Below are 13,866 nucleotides of genomic sequence, written 5' to 3' on the forward strand. Positions count from 1 at the left end.
ATTATGAAGCGGGCTGAGCTATCTGCCCTTGCCAACCAGGTCACCGCGGTCGTTATCACCTATAACCCGGACGGGAATTGCGCCGCTCGTCTCACCGCGCTGGCCATGCAGGTCGGGCACGTGGTGGTTATTGATAACGGTTCGGAAGAATCGCGCCGGGCAGCCGTAGCGGAAAGCGCCCGCGCGGTGGATGCCCAGTTCATTTCACTCACCCAGAATCTCGGGATTGCGGCGGCCACGAATATCGGCATTGAGCAGGCTCGCGCCCGCGGCGCTCGTTTCGTACTGCTCATGGATCAGGATTCCCTGGTCGGCTCGGATATGGTGGCCCGCCTGCTCGAGGTACTGGCCGGTGATCCTCAGATCGGTGCCGCCGGCCCCCTCCCCAGCGAAGAACGCGAAGGGGAGGACCAATTGGTCTACGTTGCCCGCGAGTGGGCCCCCAAGCGCGCCACCGCGGCCGAACTGGAACGCCCGGTCCTCGACGTTGCTTTCCTTATCGCCTCCGGCTGCCTCATTCGGATGGAGACGCTCGATGACGTGGGCGGGATGGGCACCGCCCTCTTTATCGACCACGTGGACCTGGAGTGGGGCGTGCGGGCCCGCAGCCAGGGGTGGCGCCTGGTGTGCGTGACGGCCGCCCGGCTCTACCACTCCCTAGGTGACGCCGTCGTTCTTCTTCCCGGGCGCACGCAACCGGTCCACGTCCATGCCCCGATCCGCAATTACTATCTGGTGCGCAATACCGCCCGGGTGATTGGCAGTTCGCTATTCCCGGGCAAGTGGCGGGTACGCTATGCCTGGTGGCTAGCGAAATACTTAGCCTTTAACGGGCTGCTCCTCGACCGCGGGGCCGAGCGGCGCCAGCTCATGCGCCAGGGATTACGTGATGCGCGGCGGCGGCGCGGCGGACGCATCGGTGATGCGGCAGTATGACACCTCGTCCGCACCGCCCCGCTGCTCCGGCTGCTCCGGCTGCTCCGGCTGACCCGCCCGCTCCCACCGCCCGCGGCTTGTGGTCCCCTCGGATTTTCCTTTTTTCTTTTCTCGCTTTTCTCTGCTATACCACAGGCTTGAGTCTGCTCACCCCGCTGCAGGGCTCCCCGGATGAACCCGTGCACGAAATTTACGGGTACCAGGTGGTCACGGGTAATATCCCGCTCGAATCGGAACGGGTGCTCGCCCCGCGCTACCTGCGTTCGGGTGCCCCCGATTGCTGGCGCACCACCCGCGCCCAAACGGCGTGGTGTTCACCCCCGCTCAGCTCCGATGCCACCCTGCGGGAAATGGGAACAAGCGCGGTCAATTACCCGCCCCTCTACTACGCCCTCACCCACCAGCCCCTGCGTTTCCTCAGCGGTGCGGCGGCGCTCTGGGCCGTGCGGATATGTTCCGCGCTGCTCTTTTCGTTACTGGCGGCTTTCGGGGTTTCCGCCTTCGTGGCCGGCCTGCCCCACCGCCTCGAAGCCTGCATCGCCCTCACCGTCCTCACCCCGGCTTTTTTCACCTTCGCGGGTTTTTCCAATCCCCAAAGTCTGGAAATCGGGGCGGCCCTCGCCATGGCCGGGTGCCTCATCCCGCTTGTTCAGTCCCTTCCCCCGCGGGAAACGGCGAGGCGGTGGATCGCGGGGGGCTGCGCGGCACTCCTGCTCATTCTGGCACGCCCGGTAGGTCCGTACTGGGCTATTGCCATGTGCCTGCTGCTGGCCGGGGTATTCGGGCGCGAGCGGGTGCGCACCTATATTCGTACCCGCGCTTTCGGGATATTTATGGCACTCTGCGCGGCCGGGTGTCTGGGCTGGCTGGCCTGGACCCGCATCTCCACAATCTACGGCCCCACCCCCACCGAAGTTATCAACGACGGCTGGGGTGCTCTCACGTTGCGCCTGCTCGGGAACTTCCGCTACTACATGCACGAAACCATCGGAACGGCCGGCTGGCGCTCGGTGACCACCTCGGTACCGGTCACGGTGTTCTACTGGGTGGTCATCTTCGCCGTTGTGGCGGCCGCGTGGCATGGGGGGAAGGCGCGGCACCGGGTGTCTATCGCCCTGGCTTTTATATCGCTGCCGCTCAGCGCCGTCCTCATGAATACCCTGGTGCTCAGCCGCACCACCTTCCCTATCTGGCAGGGCCGCTACGGCTTCCCCTTCCTCTTCCCGCTCTTCTGGGTGTGCGTGATGGTCATAGTGACCTCCGGGCGCCGTCGTTCCACGGTGAGCGGGGCACTCGCGCGCGCGACCTCCGCTCTTTTCTTCCTGGCCACCGTTGATATCACGGTGCGGATGGCCTGGCGTTTTTACGCGGGCATCACCACGGCGCCACTGGAGCGGGTCCTCACCGATACCCCGCCGCACGCCCTCATCGGCGCCGCGCTCGCCATCACGGTAGCGGGAACGTACCTGGTGTTCACGTGGCGCTACGCGCGCAGATGTGCCGATTCTCCCGCGCCCGTCATATAATTCCTTGGGCTTACTTGTTATGAGATGTACGTAAATCAATGACTAATCGAGGTGATCATGGGCGGCGATGCTGCTGAGGCGCGTTCCATCGATTTTTCGCGGGACCGCCGGCGGGTAGTGCACGGGAAAATGTTCCTCCTCGCCTTCGTGGGTTTCTTTATCTATGCGATGGGACTCAGTTTGCTCACCCCGCTCAACGGCGGCCCCGATGAAACCCAGCACGAAATTTACGGCTATGCCGTGGTCACCGGGCAAATCCCCCAAAAGAGTATCCGCGTGGATGCCCCCGCTTTTTTGCGGCGCGGTGCCCCCGATTGCTGGCGCCATGACCCGGCCGCCACCGCTTTCTGCTCCCGTATTTTCACCACAAATGACGAACTCATCTCCCAGGGCACCTCGGCGGTTAACTATCCGCCGCTCTACTACTACCTCACCCATTGGCCCCTGCTGCTGGCCTCCGGGAAATATGTGCTCTGGGGTATCCGGGTGCTCTCCGCCGGGCTTTTCGCCGGGCTGGCCGCGCTCGGCTTCTCTTCTCTTTACGCGGGGCTGCGCAGCGCGGCGCTCCCCTATCTCACCATCGGCCTGCTCGCTCCGGGTTTCTATTCCCTCAGCGGTTTTTCTAATCCGCAATCGATGGAAATCGGGGCGGCCCTGGCCCTCACCGGTTTCCTCCTCCCCCTCCTCAACCGCGTTCCCGCCCGCGAAGAGCTGTGGCGCTGGATCGGCGGGGGTCTAGCCGCTATCCCCCTCATTTGCGCGCGCCCGGTGGGTCCCTACTGGGCAATACTGCTGTGTCTACTTTTCGCAATTATTTTTGGGCGCGTGGCGGTACAGCGCTACCTGCGCACCCCCGGATTCTGGATTTTCCTCGCGCTATGTGCCCTGGGGTGCCTCGCCTGGTTCGGATGGAATTACCTGGCCTCCACCTACGGGAAAGCACCCGATCCGGTGGCGAATAAGGGTGCTTTCCGCATGGGTCTACAAATCCTGGGGACCATGCCCTATTACATTCACGAAACAATAGGTACCGCGGGCTGGCGAAACGTGGAGCCGAGCAGCCCGGTCTCCCTGTGCTACGTGATTTTCTTCGCCTGCTTGCTTATCGCTGTCTACCGGGCCGGGGCACGCCACCACCGCCGCGCCGTTATTTTCGGGGTGGTGGTCCTCCCCTTCAGCGCCCTGCTCCTCAATACTGCGGTGGCGGATCGGATCCCGCTGGTTATGTGGCAGGGTCGCTATTGGTTCCCCTTCGTTTTCCCGTTCTTGGTGACATGCGCGGCGGCCCTCCTCCAGCATCACGACCTGCGTAAACAGACGGATCCCGCGCGCGCCTCCCGTCTCCTTCCGGTTCTTTCCCTGGCCGGGGCACTGCTCTTCGCCGTCACCACCATTGATTTCACGGTGCGGATGGCCTGGCGTTTTTACGTGGGCTTGCGTACCCCGGTGTTCGCGGTCGCCTGGACGACGCCGCCCCGCGCGCTCCTGGGTCTCCTGTTGTGCGTGGGACTTTCCTGCGCGGTTGCGTACGTTGTTGTGCGCCGCTACCGCCCGCATCTGAGCGCGCTCCGTGCCGCGTGGCGCGAGTATCTGCATCCGCAGACTCTAGCGGCGGGCCGCACGGCGCGCAGCGAAACCGGAGAGGAGCCCGAGGCTCACGTCCGCGAGAGTCGTGAAAACACGCGAGAGTAGTACGACGACGACAACCGGCCCGCTCCCAACCGCGGTAGAAAGTACTGCGGCAAGAGCCAGTTCCCGCACGCCCACCCCGGCCGGGACGAAGAAAACAAGAAAACCGACGGTCCAGCCTAGCGCGTAACCGCCGGTGGCGAGCAGGAAGGTGGGGATCGAGGCGGCCATGCCCTGGTATATGAGCATGAGCCAGAGCTGGGCGCCCATGAGGAGCCATCCGGCCGCGGCCCACAATGCCGCCAGGCCGGTGCCGCGCCAACTCAGCTGTGCTTCCAGTTGCCCGCGCCGCAGAATTTTTAGGCCCAGGCTAATGATTTTATTGAGAACCGGTGGAATCAGGGCCACCACGCTCACCGGGATGGCCAGGGCAAGCCAGCCGTAATCCGCCATGAGGCCGGCCGGGCCGAGGAGCAGCGCGAGGACCGCCAGCACCAGGCCGGTAACGATGGAAACTACCATGGAGACGAGCAACGCCACGAAGGAGCGCCGCCGGGCGATGGAATGCGCCGCGCCCATTTCCGCGGCCGCCACGAAATTCCACACTCCGCCGGGCAGGTATTTCGCCACTTGGGAGCTATAAAAAATACGCCGGGCTACCCGCGCGGGGACGGGCTGGCCCACGTCATTGAGAAGGTAGCGCCAGGAAACCATCGTGCAGGCCACGTAGAGGAGAGATAGCGCGATTCCGGCCAAACTCACCCACCAGGGCAGTGCGGCTAGCGCCTCTCCCACGGCCTCCCGGTTGGCCACGATGGCCCAGATCGCGGCAATGACCGCGAGGATCATAAACCCGGCCCGCACGGGAGGTGCTTGCAGGACGCTGAGAATTTTCTTCACCGGGTGCTCTTTTCGCCGCTCTGGTGGATATTTGCACCAAAATCTGGGACTTTGCTGCGGCTCGTGCCGCGCCGGCCCGGGACTCGGTCGAGGGCGGCGAGGAGGGGGCGCACCACCTGGGCGGGGTGGAAAGCTAGATCCGCGCGCGCGGCGGCGCGGGCGCGTGCCGCGGTAACAACTTCCGAATCCGCGGCAAGGCGGACGAGCATATCGGCTAGCGCCCTGGCATCCCCCGCGGGAACGTAGCAGGCGGCTTCTTTGAGCATCTCGCGTTGCGGGGCGGTATCCGAGGTGATGAGGGCCAGGCCAGCGGCCATGCCCTGATAGGCCTTATTCGGAACCACACGCTGGGCCTTATCCGAAGTTCCGAAGATTCCCAGGCAGAGGTCATGGGTGGCGATATCGCGCGGCAGCGCGGCGGCGTCGACCCAATCCCGCCACGTCACCCGGACGTGCGCGCCCTCGCCCGCCAGAATCTCGCGCACTTCAGCATAATCTTGACCGGTACCGATGAGGGTAACCTCGAGGTCCACGCCGCGTTCCTCGACAAGGCGCAGGGCACGCGCAATCGTGACAGTGCCCTGCAGCGGCGTGAAGAGGCCGTAAAAAACCACGCGGGGTGGGGTATGGACCGGATGCGCGCTGCGGGCCGCGAAGAAGCTTTCCGGCGAGCCCACAGGAACAACAACGCCGCGAGCGCGCAGGGCTTCGGGCATATGTGCCAGGTGCGCGGGGGTATCCAGGACCGTGATGGTGGAGGCGCGAATAGCGGCGCTATCCAGGGTGCGCAGCAGGCGGTCTTTGATGCCGGTGTTCAGGCCGCGGTCAGTGGCGGTGGTGGAGGCGAAAATAAGGTGGTCGAGCACAATGGGGGTGCGTGGGAAAAGGAGACGGGCGAGGAGCACATCAACGTGGCCGAGGTAGCCCACCACGATAACATCCGGGGCGTGCGGGCCGCGGAAGCGCCGGGCTCCGCGCGCCAGGCGCCACCAGTGCCGGGCAATATCCGCACCGAAAGAAAGTGCCCCGCGGGCGCTGGCGAGCGCAGCTACCCGCCCGGCGGTGCCGGTATCGAGGGGGTAGTTGAGTTCACGCACGGTATGCCCGTGGTCAGCCAATCCGCGCAGCAGCACCCCTACCCGGGGGTGGTTCGCGGTGTTGTAGGTACCAAAGCCCAGGATTCTCACGCGCGGGCCTCCCCCGCCTCGCCCACCTGGCGGGATTCCAGCTCATCGGGCACGTTGAGCGCATGGGGGGCTTGCTCGATGCTCGCGGTGGCAGCCAGCGGGCGCGGCGGGCCGAAGCGCAGGGCTTTTATGCCCTCAAGTTGCTGTTCGAGGAGCACGCGATTGGTTTTCAGCAGGTCCGCGATGATGAGGATGGTGATGGAAATAATCGAAGCCACGATCATGGCCGAGCCGAAAATAAGAGATTGGATATGACCGGCGCCCTGGCCCATGAAGTAGAAGATGAGGAAGCGGATGAAAGGAATGGCACCGAGGATCCCGGTAATCGCCGCCGTCCAGCCGAGGGGCACATGGGGTTTAAACATGAGGTAGGAACGCACAATCGCGGTTCCCGATTTGAACATGTGCTGGAAAATATTGGAGAACAGGCGCGATTCGCGAGTTTTCGGGTTGGTGGTAATGGGTACGGAGTCGATACGCAAGCGCTTATTACCGGCCTGAATAATAGTCTCCATGCAGTAGGAGAATTGGGTGACCACATTGAGGCGGTAGAGCGCGCCCTTGGAGTAGGCGCGGAAACCGGAGGCAGCGTCCGGGAGTTTGGTGCCGGCCGCCCGATTGACCACCCGGGAACCCACATTCTGCATGAGCTTCTTGAAACGGGAGAAGTGCGCGATTTTGGAGGTTTGCCGGTCCGCGATCACGATATCGGCCCGCCCGGCCACAATGGGGGCCACCAGTTCTGGGATAGCTTCCTGGGGGTACTGGTTATCGCCGTCGGTATTCACCACGATATCCGCGCCGTTCGCGAGCGCGTATTCCACGCCGTCCCGGAAGGAGCGTGCCAGGCCCTGGTTGCGGGCGTGGCGCACAAAGTGTGTGACCCCGTAGGATTTAGCGACCTCCACGGTCGCGTCCGTCGAGCCGTCGTCGATAATAAGGATCTCTATGCTATCGATGCCCGGAATTTCCTTGGGAATGGACTCCAGCACCAGGGGCAAGGTTTTTTCCTCGTTCAAACACGGAACCTGCACAAATAGTTTCATATCCCTCTCCGCCATATCAGCGATTATCCAGCACCTAGCCTAACAAGCTACGCGGGCTCGCACGGGGAGATACGCAGGTGCACGCTGGGAGAGCGCCGGCATCCCAACAGTATCCCGCGCCGCGAGGTCCGTGCTTCCCGCGCCGCGGCGCGCCGCTACAGTACAATTCAAAGAACAGAACAGCCGATGCCGCCTCTTCAACCAAAGGATTCCGCCGTGACGAATGTTTCTTCTTCCTCGGCCATGACTGCCCTCCGTTCCGCGCTGCGCCGCGTTCCGGGAGCGGAAACTGCCGGGCGCAAGGTACTCCAGAAGCTTCTCTACCAGGTGCCCTGCTCGGAGCGGCCGCTGGTGTCCATCATTATTCCTGTCTACGGGCACTGGAAGGAAACTTTTGCCTGCCTGAAAGCGGTGGCGGAAACGGCAGGGAATATTCCTTATGAAATCATAGCGGTAGATGATTGTTCCCCGGATTCCACCGGCAAGAAGCTGGATCGCATTATCGGCTTGCGCGTTGTTCATATGCCGAAAAACGGCGGTTTTATTCGGGCCTGCAATACCGGACTCCAGTATGCGCGCGGTGAGATTGTTATCTATCTCAATAATGACACCGAAGTGAATCCCGGCTGGCTCCTGCCCATTGTGGAACGCCTGAAGGATCCCACCATTGGGCTGGTGGGAGCGCGCTTGGTGTACGCAGATGGTACGTTGCAGGAAGCTGGCGGCGTGGTATTTTCTGACGGTAGCGCCTGGAATTACGGGAAGGGAGATAATCCCGAAAATCACTCCTATACCTATTTCCGGGATGTTGATTACTGTTCCGGAGCGTGCTTGGCGGTACGCAAGTCCATTCTTGATGAACTGGGCGGCTTTGATGAACGCTATATTCCCGCCTACTACGAAGATACCGATCTGGCTTTTGAAGTACGGCGCTTGGGCTACCGCACCGTTTATGAACCGCGCTCCCTCGTTATTCACCACGAAGGCGTATCGAACGGGACCGAAACCTCGTCTGGAACGAAACGTTACCAGGTCATCAATCGGGACAAGTTCCGGCAAAAATGGGCGGCTGAGCTGGCCGCGCAGCCGTTAAGTCCAGAAGAGGATCCCGATTTTGAGATCGAACGAGCCGTTCATACGAAAAATGTTGTTATTGTATGCGACGGCGCTGTTATCACCCCGGATCTGGACTCGGGTTCGGTGCGAATGGAACAGATTTTGCTGGAACTGCTCCGGCTCGGATACCAACCCATCTTCATTCCGCAAAACAAAACCCGCCACGAACCCTATGTCGGCAATTTGACCGCGTACGGGATCCAGGTTGTCTACGATACATATAACGATATGGGCCGCGCGAATATTAGCGGGCAAGCCCTCACCATCCTGCTGCGCGGGAATGTGCGCGGGGTGATACTCTCCCGAGTTGGGGTAGCCGCCGCAAGCCTCTTCCCCGTTACCCACGCACTTCCGGGTGTCCCCGTTATTTTTGACACGGTGGATCTGCACGGTACCCGCGAATTACGCGAAGCGAAACTTGCCGATGACGCTGCTCTTATCACCGCCGCGCATCAAACTAAGGAATTGGAGCTCGGGGTTATGCGAGCGAGCACCGCCACCCTGGTTGTGTCCTCCGAAGAGGCCAAGATGCTGCATGCGGACCACCCCGAACTTCCGGTCTTTGTAGTGGGGAATGTGCACGTCCCGGTAGAGCACCCCGCCGGTTTGACGGGCCGGCGCAGCATCAGTTTTATTGGCTCCTTCGCCCATCCCCCGAACGCGGATGGCCTGAAATGGTATTTCACCGAGGTGCACCCGCTGGTGCGTAAAGAGCTCGGTGATGTCGAGGTCAATGTGTACGGGAAGAACCCGCCGGAATCCCTGCGCGTTTTTGAGGGGAACGGTGTGAAGCTACGCGGCTACGCCGCTGATTTAGCCGATGTTTATAATCCGGCCCGACTCTCCATCGCGCCGCTACGCTACGGTGCTGGCGTGAAGGGGAAGGTCGGAGAATCTCTCTCCTGGGGCGTGCCTATTGTGACCACCGATATCGGCGCAGAGGGTATGGGCTTGGAGGACCGCCACACCGCGCTGATCGCCAATAGCCCGGAGGAATTCGCCCGGGCCATCGTGGATGGCATGCGTGATGATGAGTTGTGGGAGCGCCTCGCTACCGCGGGTGAGCGCCATATTCAGGAGATTATGGGCGTGCCTCGCCTCCACCAGGATCTCGCGGCCGCCTTTGATTTCGCGGGGATTACGCGCGTCTGAGCACCGAGGGCAACGGGGGCGAAGCGTGCGCGTTGCCGCTAATCCTGGTAACGCGCACGCCAATCATGCGCTGGCGCATTGGCGCACTTGCCTGCTAGTACGCCAGTGCGCTATTCCGCGAGCGTCACGATGGTGAAATCCTTATGGGGTTCCACCCGCAGGCGCGGATCGGACGCAATTTGTTCACGCAACGCTTGCGCCTCCGCGGCAAAAGTATCCGTGGACCCCTGTTCAATTCCCCACCGTAAATCAAAATTCGGGATGATAACCGCTTGCACCTGCCCGGTGTAGAGCACCTGCCACACCGAATGCCCAAAGTTCGCGTGCGAACCGATGACATCCTGCATTTCCGGGGTCCAGTTTTCGCGGGCCCGGGCCACATCTTTATCTCCGAAGGTGTTGTAGAGGACCAGGTCAGACTCGCTCGCGAGCACCCCGGCTAGGAAATCATTACCGCCTGATACCGGGGAGCTGAAAGCCACCACGGCATCGTCCGGCAGGGCTGCATCAAGTTTTTCCGGAATCTCACCGATAAGTGCCTCAAGATGGGTGGCACGGTAGCTGGCACCTGCCGCTAGGCCGGCGAAGTTCGGGGCGGAGCCCACCACGGCCAGCGTGGCTAGAACTCCGCAGGCTACCCGCCTCCAGCTACCTCGCGCTTCGCTGCGCACCAATGCGCTGATACCGCTCGCGAGCGCCGCGAGAAGAGCCAGGCGGACCACCAGCATCCAGCGGTAGATCGCCCGCATGAGATCTAGCCCCGAGAGCTCCTCATACAGCGGTGCCCACGGGAAGGTCCACACGGCCTCCGAGCGGGGCATCAGGTAGTCGCTCACCTGAATCGGCGGGGTCAGCGGACCGCGGATCTCCCACCATTTCAGCGAGGGCCCCAGGGCGATAACAAAGGCCACCAGCGCCACGCAGGCCCAGAGCAGCACGTAGCGGCGTGACCCGCGCGCCCAGACCAGCACGCAAACGAGCAGCACCAAGGCCGCGATACCGATGTAATTCCAGCGGACGTTGGTGCCGTCTCCCCACAGCGCATCCGCATCCAGCCCAATTCCGAGGAGGTCGGCCCACCATACGCTCGAGGTGGGGATAATCGTGGTAGCTACATCCACTCCCATGGAGCGGAAGAAATCTTCGCTGGTACCCATGCCGGCCAGGGCACCACCGGCGCTGCGGTAATAGACCACTAGCGCAACTGCGCTGGCAACCGACATATAGACAAAGCCCAGACCGGCATCCCGCAGACCGCTACGCCCGCGCAGCAGCGGTAGCACAATAACCACCACCCCAGCGGTGAAGCCGAGCATGACGAAAGAATAACCATCAAGGAAAACAGCCCAGGTAAGAACCCCGCACCAACCGGCTCCGGCAAGAAGCCGGCGCCACCAGGGCGGCTGCAGCCAGAAACGCAGCAGCACCGTGCCCACGTAGATGGTGGCGGGTAGAAGGAGAGCGCCCCAGAAGGTGGTACCAAAATTCCCCATTCCGATAAGGGACGGGTTGATCATCCATACCGCGGCAGCCAGTGCCGCGATCAGGCGGTGCGCCGTGAGCCAGAAGAACAGCCCGTAGGCGCCCACCAGTGCCAGGACGATCCAGATGAGGTACCACGCAGAGAGCGTTGCGGCGGCGTCGCCGGGAAATATTAATGAAAAGAAGGTGGCCGCGCGGCTAAAAATACCGCCGTTGACCGTGGCTGTCCCTTCCGGAAAACCGATGGTGGGGCAGCGCCCTTCTTGCAGGTACAGGCGCGGAAACTCAGTTCCGCATTGCAGGCGCCCAAGGTCGGCCACCCAGGCGTGCACCGGGCCGATGGCCCACGCGTTCACACCGTAGATAAACGACAGGGCGAGGGAATAGAGGAGAGCGCCCAGGCCCGCGAAGCCACGGGTGCGCCACCGCAGCGGAGCGCTGCGCGCTTGGGCATCGATAACTGGCACGTGGTTCCCCTCTGTTCGCGGGAGCGTGGTGGCCGCGAACGCGGTTAGTGGCTCGTTGCGCTCCCCGCCTCGATCTTAACATTATGAACATAGACTTCGGGGAAGGTTTTGACGAATCCCGTGGTCATGCCATCGGATTTGGTGGTGAAGAGCGCAACGCTATTACGCCGCTCGATTTCAATATCCGCACTGTTGAGAATCGCAAGATTAACAATGTAATCGCCCTCCCCAATCGGCAGGTCGGGAAGAACAACCATGATAGTTTCCCGGTCCGTGATGGGTGGCAGGGGAAGTTGGAGGCGGCGGCTCGACATCCCGAAAACCGGGGTGCCCTCGTTCATCGTGGCGATTTCCACCACCACGCCATAATCATGCAAAGGCTCATGGGCCACCAGATCAAAGGCGATGCGCATGGTGTCACCGCTAATATGCACGAAGAGCCCATCATCGGAGGTGCGCACCCCGTCCACAATCGCGGCGTTCTCAATACTGCACGGGTGGGTATCCACCGCGGTGAGCACCCCGCCGTTCTTCGCGGCCAGTTCAGCCAGCATTTGGGCCTGGTAGCCCTGGTGGAGGCGAGACATCGCGTCGCGCACGTCCCCCACCATGACCATGGCGCCTTTATCCAGAACGACGGCGCGATCACACACCTCGATGACCTGCGCCGCGGAATGTGAAACCAGAATAATGGAGCGCCCCTCGCGCTGGAATTGGCGAATCTTCTCCATGCACTTCTTCTGGAAAGGCTCATCGCCCACCGCGAGCACTTCGTCCACGAGGAGGATATCGGGATCCGAATGCACCGCCACCGCAAAAGCCAAGCGCACGTACATCCCCGAGGAATAGAACTTCACCTGGGTGTGGATGAAATCCCGGATCCCCGAAAACTCAATAATCGAATCGAGCTGGGCATCGATCTCCGCTTCAGAAAGCCCCAGGATAGAAGCGTTGAGATAAATATTTTCCATACCGGTCAGGTCGGGGTGGAAACCGGCACCCAGTTCTAGGAGCGCCGCCATGCGCCCCCGGGTGCGCACCTGCCCGGCATCGGGAGTGAGGATCCCGCCGATCACTTTGAGAAGGGTGGATTTACCCGAACCGTTCGCACCCACCAGGCCCACCGATTCTCCGGCAGCCACGCTGAAGGAGACATTCTTGAGCGCCCAGTATTCTTCCGCGTGGGTGCGTGAACGTGCGGCGTTAACCAGGCGTTCCTTGAGGGATTTATCTTTGTGGACGATAAATTTCTTCGAAACTCCATCAACTTGAATGACGTCGGGACGTGACATGAGAATCCTTGCCTCGCCTTTCTTTTAGAGTTCCTGCGCGAAATTACGTTGCATGCGGGCGAAGTAGCGCTGTGCGAGCCAGAGCAGCACCAGCCCAATAATAAGGAAGATTCCCAGGCGGCTGAGGAGATGGGAGGGCAGCAGAGCGCCCTGCCCGGCCGCCCAGAAGGAATGCTGGAAGCCCATAACCGCCACCGAGGTGGGGTTGAGGAGATAGAGGTTGATCATCCAACCGGGGGCTGCTCCGGCAATCATCGCGAAGGAGTACACCGAAGGGGTCAGCCAGAAACCGATGAGGAGAATAACTTCCACGAGGTATTGCACATCCCGCAGGTAAACATTCGCGGCGGAGAGGAAAAGCCCGAAGGCCACCGCCCACACCACCACCACGGCCAGGGAGATCGGGAAGTAGATGAGGGTACTCCCCCACGGCACCCCGCGGATAATAAGGGCCCCGCACACCAAAATGGCCAGCTGAGAGAGGAAGTCCACGAAGGCGGCACCGGCCGCGGAGAGCGGGAAGATTTCGCGCGGGAGATACACCTTTTTGACGATCCCGGAATTACTCACGATCGCACCGGTGGAGGCCGCCACGATCTGGGAAAAAAGCCCCCAGGCGGTGAGCCCGGCGAAAACATAGATGGCGAAATCGGGGATGGCACGTTCGGCGCCCAATACCTTGCCGATGGCGAAGTAGTAGATGAGCAGGTTGATAAGTGGGCGTACCAGGGTCCACACGTAGCCGAGCACCGAATCCTTGTAGCGTGCCTTGAGCTCCCGCCGGGTGAGCAGGCCGAGAAGGTGGCGATGCGCGAGAATATCGCGGATGGAAGCCCGCCACCCGCTAAAGAACCCGGTGTCAATAGCCACGCGCGTGAGATCCTGGCCGGCGAGTTTTTCGAAGCGTGCCTGCGCCTCGGGACCCACCTCGCGTTCGCGCCCTGTTGCCATACCCGACCTTTCCTACCGGCATTCGCGCTTCTCACTACCCACCCGGGCTAGCCGCGCGCATGCACCTATCTGTCTCATATTACCCAGCTGCGGGCCGCTCCGCGCGCCGGGCCGCGTACCAGCACACGTGCCGCGCCACGCACCGGGCCGCGCGCCGAAGCGCGCACTCCTCCGGTAGCAGG

The 13,866-nt window shown here is 62.1% G+C and carries 10 protein-coding genes; 4 read left to right on the forward strand and 6 right to left on the reverse strand.

Features of this window, described 5'->3' with window-relative positions:
* Window positions 1-3: 3 nt before the first annotated feature.
* Genes ACTFPK_RS07445 through ACTFPK_RS07455 form a run of 3 tightly spaced genes read left to right on the forward strand, consistent with a single transcriptional unit; the run spans window position 4 to window position 4,154 of the window.
* Window positions 4-936, forward strand: a complete 933-nt coding sequence (locus tag ACTFPK_RS07445) for a glycosyltransferase family 2 protein (protein WP_274734840.1) — start codon at window positions 4-6, stop codon at window positions 934-936.
* Window positions 933-2,462 carry a DUF2142 domain-containing protein gene (locus tag ACTFPK_RS07450; RefSeq protein ID WP_274778363.1) on the forward strand — a complete coding sequence of 510 codons (1,530 nt, stop codon included), beginning with the start codon at window positions 933-935 and terminating at the stop codon, window positions 2,460-2,462. Before ACTFPK_RS07445 ends, ACTFPK_RS07450 begins: the two co-directional genes overlap by 4 nt.
* A 57-nt stretch (window positions 2,463-2,519) precedes the next feature.
* A complete protein-coding gene (locus tag ACTFPK_RS07455; RefSeq protein ID WP_274732838.1) occupies window positions 2,520-4,154 on the forward strand; it encodes a hypothetical protein in 1,635 nt (544 codons plus the stop codon).
* Here ACTFPK_RS07455 and ACTFPK_RS07460 read toward each other — a convergent pair.
* From ACTFPK_RS07460 to ACTFPK_RS07470, 3 genes are read right to left on the reverse strand one after another with little or no spacing between them, the layout of a single operon-like run.
* Window positions 4,068-4,991: a lysylphosphatidylglycerol synthase domain-containing protein gene (locus ACTFPK_RS07460; protein ID WP_274732840.1), complete on the reverse strand. Its 924-nt coding sequence runs from the start codon at window positions 4,989-4,991 to the stop codon at window positions 4,068-4,070. The two genes, ACTFPK_RS07455 and ACTFPK_RS07460, sit on opposite strands and share 87 nt — an antisense overlap.
* On the reverse strand, window positions 4,988-6,178 hold the full coding sequence (locus ACTFPK_RS07465; protein ID WP_274732842.1) for a glycosyltransferase family 4 protein: 1,191 nt from the start codon (window positions 6,176-6,178) through the stop codon (window positions 4,988-4,990). Before ACTFPK_RS07465 ends, ACTFPK_RS07460 begins: the two co-directional genes overlap by 4 nt.
* A complete protein-coding gene (locus ACTFPK_RS07470) occupies window positions 6,175-7,224 on the reverse strand; it encodes a glycosyltransferase family 2 protein (protein ID WP_274732844.1) in 1,050 nt (349 codons plus the stop codon). The genes ACTFPK_RS07465 and ACTFPK_RS07470 overlap by 4 nt, the downstream gene beginning before the upstream one ends.
* Window positions 7,225-7,440: 216 nt before the next feature.
* Here ACTFPK_RS07470 and ACTFPK_RS07475 point away from each other — a divergent pair, with 216 nt between their 5' ends.
* Window positions 7,441-9,492, forward strand: a complete 2,052-nt coding sequence (locus ACTFPK_RS07475) for a glycosyltransferase (protein WP_274732845.1) — start codon at window positions 7,441-7,443, stop codon at window positions 9,490-9,492.
* 110 nt (window positions 9,493-9,602) lie between these two features.
* Here ACTFPK_RS07475 and ACTFPK_RS07480 read toward each other — a convergent pair whose 3' ends face one another.
* Genes ACTFPK_RS07480 through ACTFPK_RS07490 form a run of 3 tightly spaced genes read right to left on the reverse strand, consistent with a single transcriptional unit; the run spans window position 9,603 to window position 13,684 of the window.
* Complete coding sequence (locus ACTFPK_RS07480; RefSeq protein ID WP_439911394.1) at window positions 9,603-11,441, reverse strand: hypothetical protein; 1,839 nt, start codon at window positions 11,439-11,441, stop codon at window positions 9,603-9,605.
* 44 nt (window positions 11,442-11,485) lie between these two features.
* Entirely contained in the window at window positions 11,486-12,733 is a 1,248-nt protein-coding gene (locus ACTFPK_RS07485) for an ABC transporter ATP-binding protein (RefSeq protein ID WP_126135040.1), read from the reverse strand.
* Window positions 12,734-12,757: 24 nt separating this feature from the next.
* Complete coding sequence (locus ACTFPK_RS07490) at window positions 12,758-13,684, reverse strand: ABC transporter permease (RefSeq protein ID WP_274732849.1); 927 nt, start codon at window positions 13,682-13,684, stop codon at window positions 12,758-12,760.
* Between the last annotated feature and the right edge of the window lie 182 nt (window positions 13,685-13,866).

The organism is Actinotignum sp. UMB0459 (assembly GCF_051905915.1).
Classification (GTDB): Bacteria; Actinomycetota; Actinomycetes; order Actinomycetales; family Actinomycetaceae; genus Actinotignum; species Actinotignum sanguinis.